Source organism: Pleomorphomonas oryzae DSM 16300 (genome assembly GCF_000422965.1).
Classification (GTDB): Bacteria; Pseudomonadota; Alphaproteobacteria; order Rhizobiales; family Pleomorphomonadaceae; genus Pleomorphomonas; species Pleomorphomonas oryzae.
In genome coordinates this window covers 95,458-115,281 of the sequence record NZ_AUHB01000013.1, presented here as the reverse complement: position 1 = coordinate 115,281, position 19,824 = coordinate 95,458, and the positions used below count along the sequence as shown (strand labels likewise).

The 19,824-nt window shown below is 65.8% G+C and carries 21 protein-coding genes; 14 read left to right on the top strand and 7 right to left on the bottom strand.

Features of this window, described 5'->3' with window-relative positions; all coding sequences use genetic code 11:
- The first annotated feature begins 10 nt into the window (after positions 1-10).
- From G522_RS0119880 to queF, 6 genes are all read left to right on the top strand, one after another.
- Positions 11-808, top strand: a complete 798-nt coding sequence (locus G522_RS0119880; protein ID WP_026792544.1) for an ABC transporter ATP-binding protein — start codon at positions 11-13, stop codon at positions 806-808.
- Between the two features lie 5 nt (positions 809-813).
- Entirely contained in the window at positions 814-3,261 is a 2,448-nt protein-coding gene (nirB, locus tag G522_RS0119875) for a nitrite reductase large subunit NirB (protein ID WP_026792543.1), read from the top strand.
- A 23-nt stretch (positions 3,262-3,284) separates the two neighbouring features.
- Positions 3,285-3,614 (top strand): nitrite reductase small subunit NirD, encoded by a 330-nt coding sequence (nirD, locus tag G522_RS0119870; protein ID WP_026792542.1) that lies wholly within the window; start codon positions 3,285-3,287, stop codon positions 3,612-3,614.
- 23 nt (positions 3,615-3,637) lie between these two features.
- A complete protein-coding gene (locus G522_RS0119865) occupies positions 3,638-6,298 on the top strand; it encodes a nitrate reductase (protein WP_026792541.1) in 2,661 nt (886 codons plus the stop codon).
- Positions 6,299-6,584: 286 nt separating this feature from the next.
- Positions 6,585-8,174 (top strand): diguanylate cyclase domain-containing protein, encoded by a 1,590-nt coding sequence (locus tag G522_RS0119860; protein ID WP_026792540.1) that lies wholly within the window; start codon positions 6,585-6,587, stop codon positions 8,172-8,174.
- Positions 8,175-8,426: 252 nt separating this feature from the next.
- A complete protein-coding gene (gene queF, locus G522_RS0119855) occupies positions 8,427-8,888 on the top strand; it encodes a preQ(1) synthase (RefSeq protein ID WP_026792539.1) in 462 nt (153 codons plus the stop codon).
- 31 nt (positions 8,889-8,919) lie between these two features.
- On the opposite strand, the gene G522_RS27810 is transcribed toward queF, so the two are convergent.
- From G522_RS27810 to G522_RS0119840, 3 genes are all read right to left on the bottom strand, one after another.
- Complete coding sequence (locus G522_RS27810; RefSeq protein ID WP_156886994.1) at positions 8,920-9,402, bottom strand: group III truncated hemoglobin; 483 nt, start codon at positions 9,400-9,402, stop codon at positions 8,920-8,922.
- 155 nt (positions 9,403-9,557) lie between these two features.
- On the bottom strand, positions 9,558-9,839 hold the full coding sequence (locus G522_RS0119845; RefSeq protein WP_026792538.1) for a hypothetical protein: 282 nt from the start codon (positions 9,837-9,839) through the stop codon (positions 9,558-9,560).
- An 87-nt stretch (positions 9,840-9,926) separates the two neighbouring features.
- On the bottom strand, positions 9,927-10,526 hold the full coding sequence (locus G522_RS0119840) for a TetR/AcrR family transcriptional regulator (RefSeq protein WP_026792537.1): 600 nt from the start codon (positions 10,524-10,526) through the stop codon (positions 9,927-9,929).
- A 99-nt stretch (positions 10,527-10,625) separates the two neighbouring features.
- Here G522_RS0119840 and G522_RS0119835 point away from each other — a divergent pair, with 99 nt between their 5' ends.
- Genes G522_RS0119835 through G522_RS0119820 form a run of 4 tightly spaced genes read left to right on the top strand, consistent with a single transcriptional unit; the run spans position 10,626 to position 15,076 of the window.
- Positions 10,626-12,074, top strand: coding sequence for an efflux transporter outer membrane subunit (locus tag G522_RS0119835; RefSeq protein ID WP_051228890.1), 1,449 nt, complete (start codon positions 10,626-10,628; stop codon positions 12,072-12,074).
- A 5-nt stretch (positions 12,075-12,079) separates the two neighbouring features.
- Positions 12,080-13,222: an HlyD family secretion protein gene (locus G522_RS0119830; protein ID WP_026792535.1), complete on the top strand. Its 1,143-nt coding sequence runs from the start codon at positions 12,080-12,082 to the stop codon at positions 13,220-13,222.
- A 4-nt stretch (positions 13,223-13,226) separates the two neighbouring features.
- On the top strand, positions 13,227-14,762 hold the full coding sequence (locus tag G522_RS0119825; protein ID WP_026792534.1) for a DHA2 family efflux MFS transporter permease subunit: 1,536 nt from the start codon (positions 13,227-13,229) through the stop codon (positions 14,760-14,762).
- Complete coding sequence (locus G522_RS0119820) at positions 14,762-15,076, top strand: hypothetical protein (protein WP_026792533.1); 315 nt, start codon at positions 14,762-14,764, stop codon at positions 15,074-15,076. Before G522_RS0119825 ends, G522_RS0119820 begins: the two co-directional genes overlap by 1 nt.
- An 86-nt stretch (positions 15,077-15,162) precedes the next feature.
- Here G522_RS0119820 and G522_RS0119815 read toward each other — a convergent pair whose 3' ends face one another.
- Positions 15,163-15,348: a hypothetical protein gene (locus G522_RS0119815; protein ID WP_026792532.1), complete on the bottom strand. Its 186-nt coding sequence runs from the start codon at positions 15,346-15,348 to the stop codon at positions 15,163-15,165.
- Positions 15,349-15,530: 182 nt separating this feature from the next.
- Between G522_RS0119815 and G522_RS0119810 the strand changes: the two genes are divergently transcribed.
- The 4 genes from G522_RS0119810 to G522_RS0119795 all read left to right on the top strand — a co-directional run bounded on the left by G522_RS0119810 (position 15,531) and on the right by G522_RS0119795 (position 17,736).
- Positions 15,531-15,857 (top strand): ArsR/SmtB family transcription factor, encoded by a 327-nt coding sequence (locus tag G522_RS0119810; protein WP_026792531.1) that lies wholly within the window; start codon positions 15,531-15,533, stop codon positions 15,855-15,857.
- 1 nt (position 15,858) lies between these two features.
- A complete protein-coding gene (locus tag G522_RS27805; protein ID WP_051228888.1) occupies positions 15,859-16,314 on the top strand; it encodes an SRPBCC domain-containing protein in 456 nt (151 codons plus the stop codon).
- 94 nt (positions 16,315-16,408) lie between these two features.
- A complete protein-coding gene (locus G522_RS0119800) occupies positions 16,409-17,209 on the top strand; it encodes an SDR family NAD(P)-dependent oxidoreductase (protein ID WP_026792530.1) in 801 nt (266 codons plus the stop codon).
- Positions 17,210-17,328: 119 nt separating this feature from the next.
- Positions 17,329-17,736 (top strand): DUF2177 family protein, encoded by a 408-nt coding sequence (locus tag G522_RS0119795; RefSeq protein ID WP_026792529.1) that lies wholly within the window; start codon positions 17,329-17,331, stop codon positions 17,734-17,736.
- On the opposite strand, the gene G522_RS27800 is transcribed toward G522_RS0119795, so the two are convergent.
- The 3 genes from G522_RS27800 to G522_RS27795 are packed head-to-tail and all read right to left on the bottom strand — an operon-like array spanning position 17,703 to position 19,734.
- Complete coding sequence (locus tag G522_RS27800) at positions 17,703-18,509, bottom strand: DUF1295 domain-containing protein (RefSeq protein ID WP_036840139.1); 807 nt, start codon at positions 18,507-18,509, stop codon at positions 17,703-17,705. The two genes, G522_RS0119795 and G522_RS27800, sit on opposite strands and share 34 nt — an antisense overlap.
- 2 nt (positions 18,510-18,511) lie before the next feature.
- Positions 18,512-19,159 (bottom strand): ChrR family anti-sigma-E factor, encoded by a 648-nt coding sequence (locus G522_RS0119785; RefSeq protein WP_026792528.1) that lies wholly within the window; start codon positions 19,157-19,159, stop codon positions 18,512-18,514.
- Positions 19,156-19,734 carry a sigma-70 family RNA polymerase sigma factor gene (locus tag G522_RS27795; protein ID WP_036840136.1) on the bottom strand — a complete coding sequence of 193 codons (579 nt, stop codon included), beginning with the start codon at positions 19,732-19,734 and terminating at the stop codon, positions 19,156-19,158. The genes G522_RS0119785 and G522_RS27795 overlap by 4 nt, the downstream gene beginning before the upstream one ends.
- Positions 19,735-19,824: the final 90 nt, after the last annotated feature.

Below are 19,824 nucleotides of genomic sequence, written 5' to 3'. Positions count from 1 at the left end.
GGAGAGCCCGATGAGCGCCTATCTGAAAATCGATCACGTCGACAAGAGCTTCGCCCGTGGCGGCGTCGACACCCACGTGCTCAGCAACATCACGCTGACCATCGACAAGGGCGAGTTCGTGTCGATCATCGGCCATTCCGGCTGCGGCAAGTCGACGCTGCTCAACCTCGTCGCCGGCCTGACGCGCGTCTCCGCCGGCGCCATCCTGCTCGAGGGCAGGGAGGTGAACGAGCCCGGCCCCGAGCGTGCTGTGGTGTTCCAGAACCACTCGCTGCTGCCCTGGCTCAGCGTCTACGAGAACGTCAACCTCGCGGTGTCCAAGGTGTTCGCCGGCAAGAAGAGCCGCGCCGAGCGTCATGACTGGGTGATGCACAACCTCGACCTGGTGCAGATGGCCCATGCCAAGGACAAGCGGCCGGCCGAGATTTCCGGCGGCATGAAGCAGCGCGTCGGCATCGCCCGGGCGCTTTCGATGGAGCCGAAGATCCTGCTGCTCGACGAGCCCTTCGGCGCGCTCGACGCGCTGACCCGCGCCCACCTGCAGGACGCGGTGATGGATATCCACGCCCGCCTCGGCAACACGATGATCATGATCACCCATGACGTCGACGAGGCGGTGCTGCTGTCCGACCGCATCGTCATGATGACCAACGGCCCGGCTGCCCATATCGGCGAAGTGCTCGACGTGCCGATCCCCCGGCCGCGCGACCGCATCGCCCTTGCTTCCGACCGTTCCTACCTCAAGTGCCGCGAAGCCGTGCTGAAGTTCCTCTACGAACGTCACCGCTTCGTCGAAGCCGCGGAGTGAGCCAAATGACCGAGAAACTCGTCATCATCGGCAATGGCATGGCCCCCGGGCGCATGCTCGACGAACTGTTCGAAAAGGCGCCCGGCGCCTATGACGTCACCATCTTCAACGCCGAACCGCGGGTGAACTACGACCGCATCATGCTGTCGCCGGTGCTGTCGGGCGAAAAGAGCTACGACGACATCATCATCCACGACGAAGCCTGGTACGAGCGCAACGGCGTGACGCTCTTGAAGGGCGCCCGCGTTACCGAGATCGATCGCGAGAGCCGCACGGTGACCGCCGCCGACGGCCGGACGGCCAGCTACGACAAGCTGGTGATCGCCACCGGGTCGTCGCCGATCATCATCCCGGTGCCCGGCCACCAGCTTCCCGGCGTGCTCGCCTACCGCGACCTCGATGACGTCGAGCGCATGCTGGAGATCGCCAGGAATGGCGGCCGCGCCATCGTCATAGGCGGCGGTCTCCTCGGTCTCGAAGCCGCCTATGGCCTGAAGCGCCAGGGCATGGAGGTGACCGTCATCCACCTGATGCCGACCATCATGGAGCGGCAGCTCGATCCGCCGGCCGCCTACATGCTGAAGAAGGCGCTGGGCGACCGGGGCATCGACATCATCACCAAGGCCAACACCAAGGCGATCCTCGGCACCGACAAGGTCGAGGGCATCGAGCTCGACGACGGCAGGATCATTCCCGGCGAGATGGTGGTGATGGCCGTGGGCATCCGCCCCAACGCCACGTTGGCCCGCGCCGCCGGGCTCACCGTCAATCGCGGCATCGTCGTGGACGACGGCATGGCCACCTCCGATCCGAATATCTATTCCCTCGGCGAATGCGCCGAGCATCGCGGCGTCTGCTACGGCCTGGTGGCGCCGCTCTACGAAAGCGCCCGGGCGCTGGCCGATCGCCTGGCCGGTGGTTCGGCGGAGTATCAGGGATCGGTCACCAACACCAAGCTGAAGGTCACCGGCATCAACCTGTTCTCGGCCGGCGATTTCGCCGAGGCGCCCGACCGCGAGGAGATCGTGCTGCGCGACGCGGCGGCCGGTGTCTACAAGCGCCTGGTGCTGAAGGATAATCGCATCGTCGGCACAGTGCTCTACGGCGATACGGCCGATGGCTCGTGGTTCTTCGATCTGATGAAGAAGGGCAGCGACGTCTCGGCCATGCGCGACACGCTGATCTTCGGCCAGTCGTTCCAGGGAGGGGCGCCCCTGGACCCTATGGCGGCCGTTGCAGCCTTGCCCGATGACGCGGAAATCTGTGGCTGCAACGGCGTCTGCAAGGGCAAGATCACCTCGACCATCACCGCCAAGGGACTGACGACGCTCAATGAAGTGAGGGCGCATACCAAGGCGTCGGCCTCCTGCGGCAACTGCACAGGCCTCGTCGAGCAGTTGATGAAGCTGACGCTGGGCGATCGCTACAACCCTGCCGCCGTGACGCCGATGTGCGACTGCACCGATCTCGGCCACGACGACGTCAGGCGCCTGATCATCGCCAAGGGCCTCAAGACCATTCCGGCCGTCATGCAGGAACTGGAGTGGAAGACCTCCTGCGGCTGCGCCAAATGCCGGCCGGCGCTCAACTACTACCTCGTCTGCGACTGGCCGGACGAGTATGCCGACGACTATCAGTCGCGCTTCATCAACGAGCGCGTCCACGCCAACATCCAGAAGGACGGCACCTATTCGGTGGTGCCGCGCATGTGGGGCGGCGTCACCTCGGCCGCCGAACTGCGCGCCATCGCGGACGTGGTCGACAAGTTCGAGGTGCCGATGGTCAAGGTCACCGGCGGCCAGCGCATCGACCTGCTGGGCATCCAGAAGGAAGATCTGCCCGCCGTCTGGGCCGACTTGGGCAAGGCGGGCTTTGTCTCCGGCCAGGCCTATGCCAAGGGCCTGCGCACGGTGAAGACCTGCGTCGGCTCGGACTGGTGCCGCTTCGGCACGCAGGATTCTACCGGTCTCGGCATCCGGCTTGAGAAGTTCATGTGGGGCTCGTGGACGCCGGCCAAGCTGAAGCTCGCCGTCTCCGGCTGTCCGCGCAACTGCGCCGAGGCCACCTGCAAGGACATCGGCGTCATCTGCGTCGACTCGGGCTTCGAGATCCACTTCGCCGGCGCCGCCGGGCTGGAGATCAAGGGCACGGAAGTACTGGGTCAGGTGAAGACCGAGGACGAGGCGCTCGAATATATCGTGGCGCTGACGCAGATGTACCGCGAGCAGGGCCGCTATCTCGAACGCATCTACAAGTGGGCCAAACGCGTCGGCCTCGACGAGATCCGCCGCCAGATCATGGACGATGCGGAGAAGCGCAAGGGCTACTTCGACCGCTTCGTGTTCAGCCAGAAATTCGCCCAGGTCGACCCCTGGTCCGAGCGCGTCTCGGGCAAGGACAAGCACGAGTTCAAGCCGCTGGTGGTCACCGGCTTCAGCGAAGCTGCGGAATAAATCAAAGAGATCAGGAGCATAAGATGACCTGGGTTACCATCGGCCGTCTTGAGGACATTCCGCTGCGCGGGGCGCGCTGCGTTGATACGCCGGAGGGGCGGATCGCCGTGTTCCGCACCGCCGACAACCAGGTGTTCGCCATGGAGGACAGCTGCCCGCACAAGCGCGGGCCGCTCAGCCAGGGCATCGTCCACGGCACCAGCGTGACCTGCCCGCTGCACAACTGGGTGATCTCGCTGGAGTCGGGCAGCGCGCAGGGCGCCGACGTCGGTCAGGTTCGCACAATGGCTGTGCGCAATGATAACGGTGCGCTCTTGCTCGAGTTGACCGAGCTGCGTGTCGCTGCCGAGTAGGCTTTCGGAGAGACTGCCCGAGAATGGCTCAGGAAACCCGCACTACCTGCCCCTACTGCGGCGTCGGCTGCGGTGTGCTCGTGCGCGTCGACGACGACGGGCGGACGAGCGTTTCGGGCGACCCCGATCACCCCGCCAACTTCGGGCGGCTTTGCTCCAAGGGCTCGGCGCTGGCCGAGACGCTGGGGGATGACGGGCGCATCCATCATCCGGAAATCGGCGGGCGGCAGGCGGATTGGGACGAGGCCCTCGACCTCGTGGCCGGCACCTTTGCCCAGACCATCGCCGAGCACGGGCCCGAGGCCGTCGCCTTCTATCTCTCGGGGCAGCTCCTCACCGAGGATTATTATGTCGCCAACAAGCTGATGAAGGGCTTCATCGGCGCCGCCAACATCGACACGAACTCGCGGCTCTGCATGGCGTCCTCCGTGGCCGGCCATCGCCGCGCCTTTGGCGCCGATACGGTGCCCGGCAACTACGAGGACATCGAGCTCGCCGACCTCGTGGTGATCGTCGGCTCCAACATGGCCTGGTGCCACCCGGTGCTCTACCAGCGCCTCGCGGCAGCCAAGGCGGCGCGGCCGGAGATGGCCGTGGTGGTGATCGATCCGCGCCGTACCGCCACATCCGACATCGCCGACCTGCACCTGTCCGTCCGCGCCGATGGCGACGTGGCCCTGTTCAACGGCCTTCTCGCCCATCTCCATGACAACGGCTGGACCGACCTTGCGTTCGTGGCCGAGCATACCGAGGGGTTTGAGGCGGCGCTCACCGAGGCGCGGCGGCTGGGGCCGACGGAGCTTGCCGAGATTACCGGCCTGTTGCCGCAGGAGATCGCCGCCCTCTACGAGCGCTTTGCCGGCGCGGAAAAGGTGGTGACGCTGTTCAGCCAGGGGGTGAATCAGTCGTCGTCGGGCAGCGACAAGGTCAACGCCATCATCAATTGTCACCTCCTGACCGGCCGCATCGGCCGGCCAGGCATGGGGCCGCTGTCGCTCACCGGCCAGCCCAATGCCATGGGCGGGCGCGAGGTGGGTGGGCTCGCCAACATGCTGGCGGCGCACATGAATCTCGACAACGCCGCCGATCGCGACCGCGTCGGCCGCTTCTGGGCCGCGCCGTCGCTGGCCGATCGGCCGGGCCTCAAGGCGGTGGACCTGTTCGAGGCGGTGGCCGACGGCCGCGTCAAGGCTCTCTGGATCATGGCGACCAATCCGGTCGTCTCCATGCCCGATGCCGACCGGGTGCGGGCGGCCATCGCGGCCTGCCCCTTCGTGGTCGTCTCCGACATCCAGCGCGACACCGACACGGCGCGGCTCGCCCATGTGCTCTTGCCCTCGCTCGGTTGGAGCGAGAAGTCCGGCACCGTCACCAATTCCGAGCGGCGCATTTCGCGTCAGCGCGCCTTCCGTGCCGGACCGGGCGAGGCGCGGGCCGACTGGTGGCAGTTCGCCGAGGTCGGCCGCCGTATGGGCTTTGGCGACGCCTTCGCCTATGCCGGCCCGCACCAGGTGTTTGCCGAACACGCGGGTCTCTCGGGCTTCGAGAACGGCGGGGCGCGCGACTTCGACATTTCCGCCCATGCCGGCATCGACGCCGCCAGCTACGAGCGGCTGAAGCCCTTCCAATGGCCGCAGCCGGCCGATGGTCCATCACCCGACGGCGGCAGCCGCTTCTTCGCCGATGGCCGCTTCTATCACCCTGACGGCCGGGCGCGCTTCGTCGCTGCGAAGGGCGAGGCCGAGCGCCGCACCAACTGGGGCTTCCCCTTCGTGCTCAACACCGGCCGCATCCGCGACCAGTGGCATACCATGACGCGCACCGGCAAATCGCCGCGCCTGTCGGCCCACCTCGCCGAACCCTTCGCCGAGATCCATCCGGCCGATGCCAGGGCCTGCGGCATCGACGACGCCGATCTCGTGGAGATCGAGAGCGCCGAGGGCGGCCGCGTCATCGTGCGGGCGCTGCTCACCGACCGGCAGGCGCGCTGCAACCTGTTCGTGCCCATGCACTGGACGGGCGAGACCTCGGCCCTTGCCCGCGTCAACGCGCTGTTCCCCGGCCGCGTCGACGCGGTCTCCGGCCAGCCGGCGCTGAAGCATACGGCGGTGCGGTTGCGCCGCCACGACAGCGCCGTCCACGGCTTCCTGGTCTCCAGCGAAAAGCCCGAGGGTGTCGACACCGACTATTGGGCGCTCGCCCGCACCGAGCATGGCTGGCGGCTGGAGCTGGCCGGCTCCGAGCCGGCGGAAGGGTGGGAGGACTGGCTGCGCCGGGTGGCCGGCCTGTCGTCGCAAACCGACACCATCGGCTACTATGACCGCACAGGGACTCGCATGGCCGCCTTCGAGGGGACCCGCCTCGTCGCCGCGCTCTACGTCGGCGAGGGGCCGGTTGCCGTGTCCCGCCCCTGGGCGGCCGACCAGCTCGGCCAGAGCTTTGCCGACCCGCACCGCCGGGCCGACGTGGTGGCCGGCCGTCCCGGCAAGGGCGGCAGCGACAAGGGCGCCATCGTCTGTGCCTGCGCCAGCGTCGGCATCAACGACATCCGCGCCGCCATCGCTTCAGGCTGCCAGTCCGTCGCCGCCGTGGGCGAGACGACGGCTGCAGGCACCAACTGCGGCTCCTGTCGCCCTGAGATCCGGCGCATTCTTGAGAGCATGATGATGCAGGCGGCGGAATGAGCTGGTGTGGCGCTGTTACCACCATAAAAAAGTGCGCCGCAAATCTCCGCCGCTTTGTTCTCTCAGCGGATGCCAATCACCAGGGGTTGCATGCTTTTGGTCCGCATTGGACACCGATGCGCCGTGGATCGCTCTCTTTTGAGACTATTTTTATCGAAGACGGACGTATTTGTATTACTTAAACTGGCTTTCATAAAGTAGAATTCTGCATCTCAGATAAGGTGTTAGAAGTTTATATATACATCGCCAAATATATAGAGCCGGCAACAGCGCTTGTTGGAATCGCATGTTCGGGCTGCTCAAGATCCGCATCGTTATCCTGGCCGCCGTGTTCCTGGGGCTCGTGCCCTTCGTGGCCAGCGAGATCATGCGCACACGCGCCGACATGGCCAAGCAGCTCGAGACAATCAACCATAGCATGCTGCTGTCACTGTCGCGGAGCCAAAGGGGATTCATCGAGGCGCGCATCGAGGTCGAGCGGCTGTCGGAGACCGTCGCCCTCTACGACAATCTCAAATATATGACGCCCGCCGAATGTAATCGGAACCTGTCGCGGATTCTGGAACTCTACGAGAAGGTCGAGCGCATATCCCTGATGTCACCAGGCGGGACGATCTATTGCTCGACGGACCCGAAAGCGATCAACGTTTATCTGGGGGACCGGTCGTATTTCATCAGCGCCTTGGCGTCGAAACGGGTGATCTGGAGCGATTTCATCCAGAGCCGAGTCACTGGCGGGCTGATCCTGCAATCGGCCAAGGCGATCCGCACCGGCGACCACGTGGACTTCGTGCTGGCCATCGCCCTCAACCCCGCCTATCTGCGCCAGGCGTCGCTCGACCAGTTCACCTTCCCGCTGAGCTACGGCATGCTTCTCGATGCCAGCGGCAATGTGCTCGACGGCGGCCCCATGCCGGGGGTGGAGGGCCATCTTTCCGAGGTGACGGCGAAACGGCTGGCGGCGATAGGCACCGGCCTGATCCTGCCCGGCACCTATGGCGCGGGCAATGATGTCTTCGGCGTGACGACGCTGCCGGGAACCACCGACCGTATCGCCTTTGCCGTGTCGACCGAGAAAATCCGCTCCGCTGCCGTGGAGGCAATGATCGATCGCCTGGTGATGGTGGGCCTCGTCGCCCTGGGCATCGCCTCGGCCGTGATCGTCCTGCTGGAATGGCTGGTACTGCGCGGCCTCAGGCAGGTGGTGCACGTCGCCGAACGGGTTTCCGCCGGCGACTGGACCTCGCGCATCACCCGGACCTCGTTGCTGCCGGATCTGGCGGTGGTCGGGCGCTCCGTCAACATGATGCTCGACAGCCTGGAGGCCTCGGTCAACACCGACGTGCTGACCGGCCTTAAAAACCGCCGCGCCCTCGACGGCTTCCTGCTGGCGAGCCTCAACCGGCTGAAGCGCCATGGCGCGGGCTTTACCGTCGTCATGATCGACATCGACGCCTTCAAGCTGTTCAACGACCATTATGGGCATAGCCGGGGCGACGACGTACTGCAGGCCGTGGGGGCGACCATCCAGCGCTTCGCCCGCCGGGCCGATGAGATCGCCGCGCGCTACGGCGGCGAGGAGTTCACCCTGATCCTGACGGAGACCGATCCGCAGAAGCTGGCGCCGCATCTCGAAGCGCTCAGAAAAGCCGTTGAAGCGCTCAACATTCCGCATCTCTACTCGCCGCACGGCATTTGCACCGTCAGCATCGGCTACGCGGCCGCCAATCGCGACGACAGTCCGCTGACGGCGGTGTCGCGGGCCGACGGCTGCATGTATCTGGCCAAGAGAAAAGGCCGCAACCGGGTGGAAGGCGTGCCGGAGGGGCACCACGATCTGGAGATATTCTCCAGCTTCAGGACGGAAGTCGCCTGATCGCCTGGCTGGAAATTCTACTGGGGTGGGCATCTAGCTTAGCGCGCTGTGCTTCCGGTGCTCACGAACAGGAAGTTCGCTCCGCTCCGGTTCTCGCGCTCGTCGCTATCTGCCTCACCCCAGCGAATTTCCAGCCAGGCTCCGCCGCCACCTTAACCTGGGCTTTGAAACCAAGCCGGTTTCCGGTAGGGCTTGGTCTCAGTTCGGATGCGTGCCGCTGCGCTCCGCTTCCTCGATTTGGGATTGTCCGACATGACCAGTGATGCCACCGGCGCCAACCAGCTTGGCAAAGTGACTGCAACGCCCCAATCGCCCGAGGAAGCGGTCCTCGACCGGGTGCCCAATCCGCATCCCGACATCGATTATCTCGCCCGCTTCACGGCGCCGGAGTTCACCTCGCTCTGCCCAGTCACCGGCCAGCCGGATTTTGCCCACCTGGTGATCGACTACGTGCCCGATCAGTGGCTGGTCGAGTCCAAGTCGCTGAAACTGTTCCTGACGTCCTTCCGCAATCACGGCTCGTTTCATGAGGATTGCACCATCATGATCGCCCGCCGGCTGGTCGAGCGCCTGGCGCCGCGCTGGCTCCGGATCGGCGGCTACTGGTACCCGCGCGGCGGCATCCCCATCGACGTGTTCTGGCAGACCGGTGCGCCGCCCAAGGATCTTTGGCTACCCGACCAGGGCGTGGCCACATACAGGGGCAGAGGCTAAGAGCACTCCTCTAGACCACTTGTCACGGAAACTACCGTGGCGGGGTCCAGATGGCCGGCTTCTGCGGGCCGTTCGGCTCGGCGCGGATCATCTCCATGCGGGTGCTGTCGAGGCCGCGGTTCTGGGCGCGGGCGAGGCGGAAGTTGTTGCCGATGCGTTCGGCGGTGGCGATGACGCCGTTGGCGTCGGGCTCGTCGAACACCTGGCGGGCGGTTTCGGCGAACAGTGCCAGCCAGCGCTCGAAGTGCCGGTCCTCGATATCGGCGATCTGGATGTGCGGCCGCATCGGCCGGCCGTCATAGCGGCCCGAACGCAGCAGCACCGACGACCAGAAGGCGCACATTTTCTCCAGGTGGGCAGGCCACTCGTGCTTCTCGATCTCGCGGCCGAAGATGGCGACGAGGTCCGGGTCGGCCATCACCTTGCCATAGAAGCCGTGGACCAGCGCGTGAATGCTGTCCTCGTCGATCGATCCCATGGGAATGCCGCGTCGCGGCGCATCCGTCTCGGTCATAGAGTCTCCGGGCGTCTCCAACTGCCGGCGGGCAGGCGATGGGGTTTCGGGCCGCCGCAGATGTAGTCACTCAATCGCGTCGAGACAAATGGAGATGGAATGAGCATAGCCGACTTCCACGATCATGAAACGCGGCCATCACGGGATAGCGGTGCCTAGTGGCGTGATTGCACCCTCGGCAGGTAATACCGGATAGTCAACGACGCGCCGTTGTCGCAATCCGGCGCATAGATGATCTCGTCCTTTCCTGCCTCAAGTTCGCTGCGCATGACGCCGCAACAGGTCGGCATGGCGTGCTGGTTGCCGTCCCTGGATGGATAATCGCCGACTGAGCGATGCAACTCGCCTGCGTTTATCTCAACGTGCGGTCGTCCCTGTCGTTCGGCTCGCTGGAGAATACCTTTCAACTCAACTTTGAAATCGTCGGCCGTTGGCATTTGGCGACTTTCTCTGTTTGTTTGTGTTGAGCAATTCTATCGAGACGACTTGAGTGTTTGGATTGAACTTTCGTTTGTTCGGCCCGTTCAGGTCTGAGATCTGCCGTAGATCCGCATGAAGGCCGCGACGGCGGTTTCGACGGCCTCGCGTTTGTCGCGAGTCTCGGTGATGCCATAGAGACGTGGTTCGGTGATGCCTGCTTCCACGAGGCCCTTGAAATGGAGGGCACCGATTTCCGGCGATGGCAGATCGATTTCGCCTGCTGCTGCCCGCTTCTCCAGGAATTCCATGAGGCCGTTGAGGCCACGTTGTGGGCCCAGCTCGTAGACTTCTTGGCCCAGGGTCGTGCCCTGGCCTTCGCTCAAGACGGTTCGCTGGATCGCCAGGATTTCCGGCTGGGTGACCAGGTCGAGATAGAGCCGGCCATAGTGGGCGAGAACGGTCGCGATGTCGTCCGTTGAGGCGAGGGAGGCCAAGAGCTCCTCGCCGGTCTCGTCGAACGCCGAGGTCACTGCGGTGGCGAACAGCTGCTCCTTGGAGTGGAAGTAGCCGTAGAGAGTGGCCTTGGAGCCGCCGAGCCGGGCGGCGATCATCGCCATGCTGGCCCGTTGATAGCCTACCTCCTCGAACACGGCCGTCGCAGCCGCGATGATGGCGTTGCGCTTCTCATCGGTCTTCGATCGCATACCGGTCTCCCATTCGTGATCGGAACACTAGGTTTGGGCCTTGACGGCCGCAAGGGGCTTTTATAACTAAACCGTACTGTACGGTTATATAGGTGCCGAATGCGTTTGAGGCTAGGTCATAAGGGCTGTTCCGCTGGCGTTCTGCTTTTTGTGTCAGCGCTTTACGGCGGATGCGCCATGCTCCCCGAGAACGCGGCGGTTTCCCAGGTGAAGCCGATCTCCGACTACGAGTCGGGCAAAAGCTTGGCCCCGGTCGCCAACGCGGCCTGGCCGGCCGACAGCTGGTGGCAGGCCTATGGCGACCCGCAGCTCACCACGCTGATCGGCGAAGGGCTCACCGGCGCGTCGGACATGCGGATCGCCGCCGCGCGCGTGGCGCTGGCCTATGCCGGCGTTGGCGCGTCGCAGGCCTCGCTGCTGCCCACCGTCGGCGCCTCCGCCAAGGCCGACAGCGAGCGGCAGTCCTACAACTATCTGATCGGCAAGGATTTCGTGCCCAAGGGCTGGAAGGATGCCGGCATGGGCACCCTGTCGCTCGATTGGGAGATCGACTTCTGGGGCAAGAACCGTGCGTCGCTGGCCGCCGCCAAGGGCAAGGCCGCCGCCGCGGAGGCGGAAGCCGCCGCCACCCGCCTTGCGCTCGCTTCGGGAATTGCCGACGTCTACGGCCGTCTCGCCGCCCTCTATGCCGACCGCGACAGCGCCAAGAGCGCCATCGACGTGCGCCAGCAGACACTGGATCTGATGAGCGACCGCTATGGAAAGGGCCTCGAAAACGAGGGGGCGCTGGAACGCTCGCGCGCGGCCGAGGCCGGTGCGGAAGCAGAGCTCGCGCAAATCGACGAAGAGATCGGCCTGACCAAGAACCAGCTTGCCGCGCTGATCGGCGCCGGGCCGGATCGCGGCCTGACCATTACCCGGCCGAAGGTGCGGGGCGGCCGGTTCACCGGCGTTCCCCAGAGCCTGCCCGTCGAGTTTCTTGGCCGCCGCCCCGACATCCTGGCCGCCCGCTATACCGCCGAGGCGTCCTCGCACGAGATCGACGCCGCCAAGGCCGCCTATTATCCCAACGTCAACCTGGCGGCGATGATCGGCAAGCAGGCGCTCGGCCTCAACATGCTCACCGATACCGGCTCGACGTTCGGTTCGGTCGGCCCGGCCATTTCGCTGCCGATCTTCGATGGCGGCCGCCTCCGGGCCGGCGAGCGCAGCGCCGTGTCGCAGTATGAAATCGCCGTTGCCACTTACGACCAGACGCTGACCGAGGCGCTGCATCAGGTGGCCGACGCCGTGGTCAGCAAGCGCGAACTGACGCGCCGGCTCGCGGAAACCCAGCGTTCGATGGCCGCCGCCGAGAAGGCCTGGCGGGTGGTCAGCGACCGCTATAACGGCGGCCTTGCCACCTATCTGGAAGTGCTGACCGCCGAAGACGCGCTGATCACCGCCCGCCGGGCGACGGCGGCGCTGCAGGCCCGCGCCTTCACCCTGGATATCGCACTGGTTCGCGCCCTCGGCGGCGGGTTCCGCAGCACGGAGAAGCAGTCGTGAACGACATGAGCAAGATCGACGCGGATGTCGAAGAAACCTTGGCCGCCAAGGCCGCCGTCAATCCCAGGAAGCGCGGCCCGCTGTTTTTCGGGCTGTTCCTGGCGGTGGTGGCGGCCGGCGGCGGCTATTATGCCTATGACGTGCTCTACGCGTCCAAGCATGCCATCACCGACAACGCCTATGTCGGTGCCGATGTGGCGTCGATCACGCCGCTGGTCGCCGCGCCGGTGACGGAGGTCCTCTCCAGCGATACCGAGATGGTGAGAAAGGGCGACGTGCTGGTCCGTCTCGACGATACTGACGCCAGGCTGGCGTTGGAGCTGGCTGAGGCCAACTACCAGAGCGCCATCCGCCGAGTGACCGCCCTCATCGCCAATGACAGGGCATTCACCGCCCAGATCGCCGGCCGCGAGGCCGATCGGGCACAGGCCGCCGCCCAGCTGGCCTCCGCCGAGGCCAACTATGAAAAGGCCAAGATCGATCTCGACCGTCGCAAGACGCTGGCCGACAAGGGCTCGGTGTCGGGCGACGAGGTCACCGCCGTCGAGACGGCGCTCAAGACCACCGAGGCGAGCATGGCGTCTGCCGAGGCCGGCGCCGCCGGTGCCATTGCCGCTCGCGACGCCGCCGTGGCCGCCAAGGAGGCCAACGCTGCCATGATCTCCGGCGTCGGCATCGACGACAATCCCGAGGTGCTGGCCGCCCGCTCGGCCCGCGATCAGGCCAAGGTCAACCTCGAGCGCACGGTGATGCGGGCGCCGGTCGACGGCGTCATCTCCCGCCGCCAGGTGCAGGTGGGCCAGCGCGTCCAGCCGGGCATGACGCTGATGGTGGTGGTGCCGCTTCAGGCCGCCTATGTCGATGCCAACTACAAGGAAGTGCAGCTCGCCCACGTCAAGGCCGGCCAGAAGGTGACGCTCACCTCCGACCTCTACGGCAGCGACGTGCCGTTCACCGGCACCGTCGTCGGCTTCTCCGGCGGCACCGGCGCCGCCTTCTCGGTGGTGCCGGCCCAGAACGCCACCGGCAACTGGATCAAGGTGGTGCAGCGCCTGCCGGTGCGTATCGCCCTCGATCCGGCGGAGCTGAAGGCGCATCCGCTGCAGGTCGGCCTCTCCATGACCACCGACATCTCCGTCGCCGAGTAATCCTATGACCGCACCTACCCTGGAACACGCCGCCCCGCTGACGGGCGCCCGCCTGATGGTGGCCGCGCTCGCCATCGGCGCCGGCAACTTCCTGGTGGTGCTCGACAGCACCATTGCCAACGTGTCGGTGCCGACCATCGCCGGCTCGCTGGGTGTTTCCACCTCGCAAGGGTCGTGGGTGATCACCTCCTATGCGGTGGCCGAAGCGATCACCGTGCCGCTCACCGGCTGGCTCAGCCGGCGGTTCGGGGCCTTGCGCGTCTTCCTGGTCTGCTATTTCGGCTTTGCCGCCATCTCGGTGCTGTGCGGCCTGTCGCAATCCATCGGCATGCTGATCGGCAGCCGCGTGCTGCTCGGCCTGTTCGGCGGCCCGATCATGCCGCTGTCGCAGATGCTCTTGATGCGCATCTTCCCGCCCAGGCAGGCCACCATCGCCTCGGTGATCTGGGCGATGACGACGCTGATCGGTCCGATTGCCGGCCCCATCCTCGGCGGCATCATCTGCGATGGCATCGGCTGGCAGTGGATCTTCTTCATCAAGGTGCCGATCGCCCTGGCGGGCGGCGCCATCGTGTTCTTCGTCACGCTGGGGCAGCCCGATCCGACCGGCCCCGCCCGTATCGACAAGATCGGTCTCGCCCTGTTGGTGCTCTGGGTGGGGGCCTTGCAGATCATGCTCGACGAGGGGCGCAACAACGACTGGTTCGCCGCCCCCGAAATCCAGGTGCTCGCCGTCGTCGCGGTGATCGGCTTCCTCGCCTTCGTGATCTACGAACTCACCGAGTCCCAACCGATCGTCGACCTCCGGATCTTCCGCTACCGCGGCTTCACGGCGGCGGCGGTCACCTTTGCCTGCGGATTTGCAGCCTTCTTCGCGTCGGTCGTCATCCTGCCGCTGTGGCTGCAGCAGAACATGGGTTACACCGCCACCTGGGCGGGATACGCCACCGGCATCATGGGCGTGCTGGCCATCATCTCGGCGCCGATCGTCGGCAAGGCGACGGAAAAGTTCGATCCGCGCGCCATCCTGTCGATCGGTATCCTCGGCCTCGGCGCCATGACCGCCTGGCGCATGAGCTTCAATTCAGACGTAACGTTCCTGCAGATGGCCTGGCCGACGCTGCTCACCGGACCGTTCATGGTGATGTTCTTCGTGCCGGTCACCGGCCTTGCGATTGCCAGCGTCAGCCCGGAAGAACAGGCCAATGCCGCCGGCCTCTCCAACTTCATGCGCACGCTGGCCGGCGCCTTCGCCACCTCGCTGGTGCAGACCGGCTGGGCCAACGCGGCGCGCACCAACCAGACGGAGCTGGTCAGCGCCATGCATAATTCCGATCAGGTGATCGCCGGCATGGTGGCGGGCGGCGCCTCGCCGGAGGTGGCGGTGGCCAGCCTCAGCCGCATCGTCGAGCAACAGAGCGTGCTGCTTGCCACGCTCGACATGTTCTCGGTGATCACCGTGGTCTTCGTCTTCGCGGCCCTGCTGCCCTGGCTCGCGCCTCGGCCGAAGGGGCCGATCGACACCAGCGGAGCGCATTGATGGAACGGTCTCCCGACGACAAGACCTATCGCTACAAGATGCGCCTCACCGTGGAGCAGACGGAGACGTCGCGGCCGAGCATCCTGATCAACCGGCTGAAGCTGTTCGAGGCGGATTCGCTGCAATCGCCGGAGATCGCTGCGCTGGCCGACTTCTCCCGCCAGCACGCCCAGATGAACGAGAAGGATCGCTATGTCCTGGCCTTCTCGCTGATGACGGTGCGGCAGTTGCTCGGACGCGCCAACAAGATATCGCCGAGGTTCAGCGAGCTGAGGGCCTGCCTCGACGAGATCGATCGCGAGGTCATGGCCTGAGAAACGCCAACGGCCCGGATTGGCGCAATCCGAGCCGCGAACCCATTCGATAGCGAGACCAGCGGTCCATCCGGTCTCTTAGCCGGTCATTTCTTCTGGTTGAGCTGCGGCCGCTCCTCGGGCGGCAGGGGGATAGGATCGATTGGCTTGCCGGCGGCGGCCCGCTGGCCGGCCTTGTTGTCCTGGCGCCGAAGCTCGCGTTCGATGATTTCGCGCGAGCCTTCGGCCGGGTCCTGCTCGCGGTGCTCGGTGTTTTGGATGTTGTCGTTCATGGCGGCCTCCTTCGAATTTCGAAGACGGGCCGGCAGCGCCGGCCGTATGTCGACAACCGCTCGGCGGGCAGATTGTTCCCCTTCGTCCACGCGGCGGTAGAGGACGTGATCTGCCCATTCAAAAAGGTAGCCAAATGGCTATGTGAATTGACGGGGAGGCGTTTGAGCTATAAGGTAGCTAAATGGCTACCTATCGTTCCGAGCTTCCATCCGTCTTCGCGGCCCTCTCCGACCGAACCCGCCTCGCCGTCGTCGAACAGCTCGTCAGTGGCCCGGCGTCGGTATCCGAGCTTGCCGCCGCGTTTCCAATGGCCGGGCCGTCCTTCCTCAAGCATTTGAGGGTTCTGCAGGATGCTGGCCTGATCACCTCGGTGAAGAAGGGGCGTGTCCGTACCGTGAAACTGGCACCGGAACCGCTGACCTGGGTGGACGACTGGTTGCGGAGCCATCGCGCCGGCCTGGAAAGCCGTCTCGATCGTCTCGGGGTTTTTCTCAAGGAGGAGCAGTGACATGGCCAAGCCCACACACGAGCACGAGACCATCACCATCGAGCGGATCTACCCCAATTGCCTGGCGCACGTCTGGTCGGCCTGGGCGGTGGAGGAAAAGAAGAAGGCTTGGTTTGGCGATCGGCTGGCGGAATTCGATTTCCGCCCCATGGGAGCCGAACGCAGCGCCTTCGATACGGACATGGGCAGGCACAGCAATGAAACGCGCTACTTCGAAATCAAGGAGCGCGAGCGGATCATCTTCGCCTATTCCATGGCCCTCAATGGCCGTGTCCACACCGTCTCCCTCACCACGGTGGCCTTCGCCGACCACGACGGTGGCACCCGTCTCACCTATACCGAGCAGATGTGCATCATCCCGCCCAGCGACGGAGCGGCGGGACGAAAACATGGCTGGTCGGGGCTGCTCGAGTCTCTGGCCGGCTATCTGGCGACGGATGTGCGCCTGCCGAGCTGAAGTGATGGGGCGCCAGGCGGGAACTTTGTCGCGGACCAGGGTTTTTCCTTCTGCGGCCGGCTGGCTGCCGTGCCGCCGTGACAAGGAGGACACCATGGGCCAGATGTATCCAGACCGCGGCATTGCCGTCGTCACCGGTGCCTCAACCGGCATCGGCTTTGAACTCGCGCGCTGCGCTGCCGCCGATGGCTATGACCTGATCATTGCCGCCGACGAGCCGGCTATCCACGAGGCCGCCGACATGCTCGCCGAGCATGGCGTTTCGATCCGCGCCGTCGAGGCCGACCTTTCGACGCCGGAGGGCATTGCCCGGCTGATCGACGTCATCGCCTCCGACGGCCGGCCGGTGGAGCTTCTGATGGCCAACGCCGGCCGAGGCCTCGGCCACGCCTTCCTCGACCAGTCGTTCAACGATATCCGCCGGGTGGTCGACACCAACATCATGGGCACGCTGGACATCGTGCATCGGATCGGCCGACAGATGCGCGACCAGCAGTTCGGCCGCATCCTGTTCACCGGCTCGATCGCCGGCTACATCCCCGGCGCCTTCCAGGCCGTCTACAACGGCACCAAGGCCTTCATCGACAGCTTCGCCTACGCCTTGCGCGAAGAACTGATCGACACCGACGTCAGCGTGACGGTGCTGATGCCCGGCCCGACCGAGACCGAGTTCTTCGAACGTGCCGACCTCATGGATACCAGGATGGGGCGGGGCGAAAAGGACGATGCCGGCTATGTGGCGCACGCCGGCTACCAGGCCATGATGAGCGGCGAGGCCGACATCGTCACCGGCTGGAGCAACAAGCTGCAGGCGGCCATGGCGAGCTTCATGTCGCCGGAGTCGCTGGCGCGCAGCCATCGCAAGCAGGCCGAGCCGGGCGGCGGCCTGAGGTAAGCCGGACGGTTGCGGCATTTGAATGGGGGCGACGGTCGCGGCCCGGTGAGATGAATCTTGCCGGGCCGCTGATCTGAACGGCGCTTGACAACGTAATGAGCTCGGACACGGAGACCGTCATGCCCAATGCCATTGCTATCTACGCCGCCGGACTGATCAGCTTTCTGGCGCTTGACGCCATCTGGCTCGGCACCATGGTGCCGCGCCTCTACAAACCGGCGATGGGCGACCTTGTCGCCGATCCCTTCCAGCCGGTGCCGGCGGTGATCTTCTACCTGATCTATGCCGCCGGCCTCGGCTATTTTGCCATCCAGCCGGCGCTTGCCTCAGGAAAATGGTCGACCGCCCTGATATCCGGCGCGGCGCTGGGCTTTGTCGCCTATGCCACTTACGACCTGACCAATCAGGCGACCGTGCGGGCCTGGCCGATGGTGATCACCGTCGTCGACCTCGCCTGGGGAACCATTGCCAGCGGCCTTGCCGCGACCATCAGTTATCTGGTGCTGTCGCGCTGGCTCTCCGCCTGAGCCGATTTGGCAGGCCAGGGAAAGAAGGGTGAGACGCGGGCCTGATAGGCGCGGAACGCCTCGCCCCGGCTTTCGAGCATGTGCCGCTCCAGCGGCGGAATGCCGGAGACGTGCACCAGCAGCCAGTAGATGGAGATCGGCGCGATCAGCACCAGGCCGGTCTGCCAAGTGATGCCGCTGATGCCGAGCACCGCGATGCCAACCCAGAACAGCCATTCGAAGAAGTAATTGGGATGGCGCGACCAGCCCCAGAGGCCGCGATCGCACACCTTGCCGGACTGTTCGCGCCGGAAGGCGGCGAGCGTGCGGTCGGCCTGCCATTCGCCGGCGAGGGCCATCAGCGCGATGGTGGCGCCGAGGCCATCCTGCCAGCCGAGCGGGCCGGTGCGCGCTGCGGCGGTGCCGGCCGCCAACGCCAGCAGCCAGCCGGCGACGGCCTGCATCTGCAGGAAAAGGAAAAGCTGACGCGCCGCATGCTCCCCCCAGTCGTGCCGAAGCGCGGCATAGCGCGGGTCGTCGCTGGCGGCGCGGAACGTGCGTCCCACCAGATGCCGGCTGAGCCGCACGGCCCAGATGGCGATCAGAAGGGCGACGATCAGCGGGCGCCCAATGGGCGGCGGCAGGACAAGGATCAGCACCAGCGTGGCGACGCCGGTTGCCAATGCCCAGATGCCGTCGATGAAGCCGGAGCGGCGCGTGCGCTCGGCAATGGCCCAGGCCGCGCTCATCGCCACCACCAGAATGCCAAGCGAGAGCAGGGCGCCGGTCCACATGGCTATAGTCCGATCAGCGGGCTGATGAGGCGGGCGATCAAGCCATGCGGCCGGAGCCGCCCCTCGATGGAGGCGAGGCAGATGCAGGTCTCCTCGCCGGTCACCACCGGCGTGTGGTGGGTGTCGTCATCCTCCTCGGCGAGATCACCGGCGGCCACCCGCCCGTGCTCGTCCTCGAAGGCGCCCTGCAGCACCAGCGTCAGCTCCTCGCCGGAATGGCCGTGGGTGGGGATGCGCCTGCCAGCGGCGATCTTCAGCAGCACCAGATTGGTGCGCGAGTCCTCCGGCACGTCGAGGCGGGCATAGGCCATGCCCGGCCCCATCCAGCGCCAGCCGGAAGTTGCCCGCTCGGCGATGGGCGCCGGCAGCTTGATGCCGAGGTCGCGAACCGATCGCGGCGCCGGCGGGGCGGCGGCGGGGCGCTTCTCATCCAGCCGGGCCAGCGTCCGCTCGAACAGCCGGGCGTCGAGTTCGGAAGGCGACAGGCGTTCGAGGAGCGAGCCACCGAGCGCCAGCATGTCCAGGTGATCGGTGGCGCAGGTGTCGCAGAGCGAAAGGTGGCTTTCCACCACCAGCGCGGCGCTGGGCGACAGCGATCCGGCCACATAGCGGGCGATGAGTTCGGGGCTTGGGTGGCGGCTCAAGGTCATGACGGCTCGTCGAGGAGTTGGCGCAGGCGGTTCATGGCGAGGCGGACGCGCGACTTGACGGTGCCGAGCGGGATGCCGAGCGATTTCGCGATTTCGGTCTGCGGCGATTGGGAGAAGAAGGAGAGGGAGATCACCGCCGCCTGTTCGCTAGGCAACTGGTCGAGGGCGCGGCGCACCCGGCTCTCGTTCTCGCGGCTGATGATCTCGCCCTCGGCCGACGGGCTGGGGTCGATGTCGCTCATCGGTGGCAGGTCGTTTTTGAGACGGCGGCCCTGCCGGCGGCGTCGGTCGATGCCGAGGTTGCGACAGATGGTGAACATCCAGGTGGAAACGGCGCCGGCCTCGGCATCGAACTGGCCGGCCTTGCGCCAGACGGTCAGCATGGTGTCCTGGATCAGGTCGTCGCAGTCCGATGCGCCGAAACCCTGCCGGGACAGGAAGGACTTGAGACGCGGCGCATAGAAGGCGAACAGCCGGGCAAAGGCCTGCCGGTCGCCTGCCTCGGCGATGGCCGCGACGAGGTGCGCCGCTTCCGCAGCATCGAGGGGTTCAACCGCTGCGTCGGCTGGTCTCATGGAACTGACCGCCGTCTCAAAGGTTGCTTGCACAGGAAAAGAGTTCGCCCGTCCACGTCTCATGCCTCTTCTACGCGCCGGTCCCCGCAA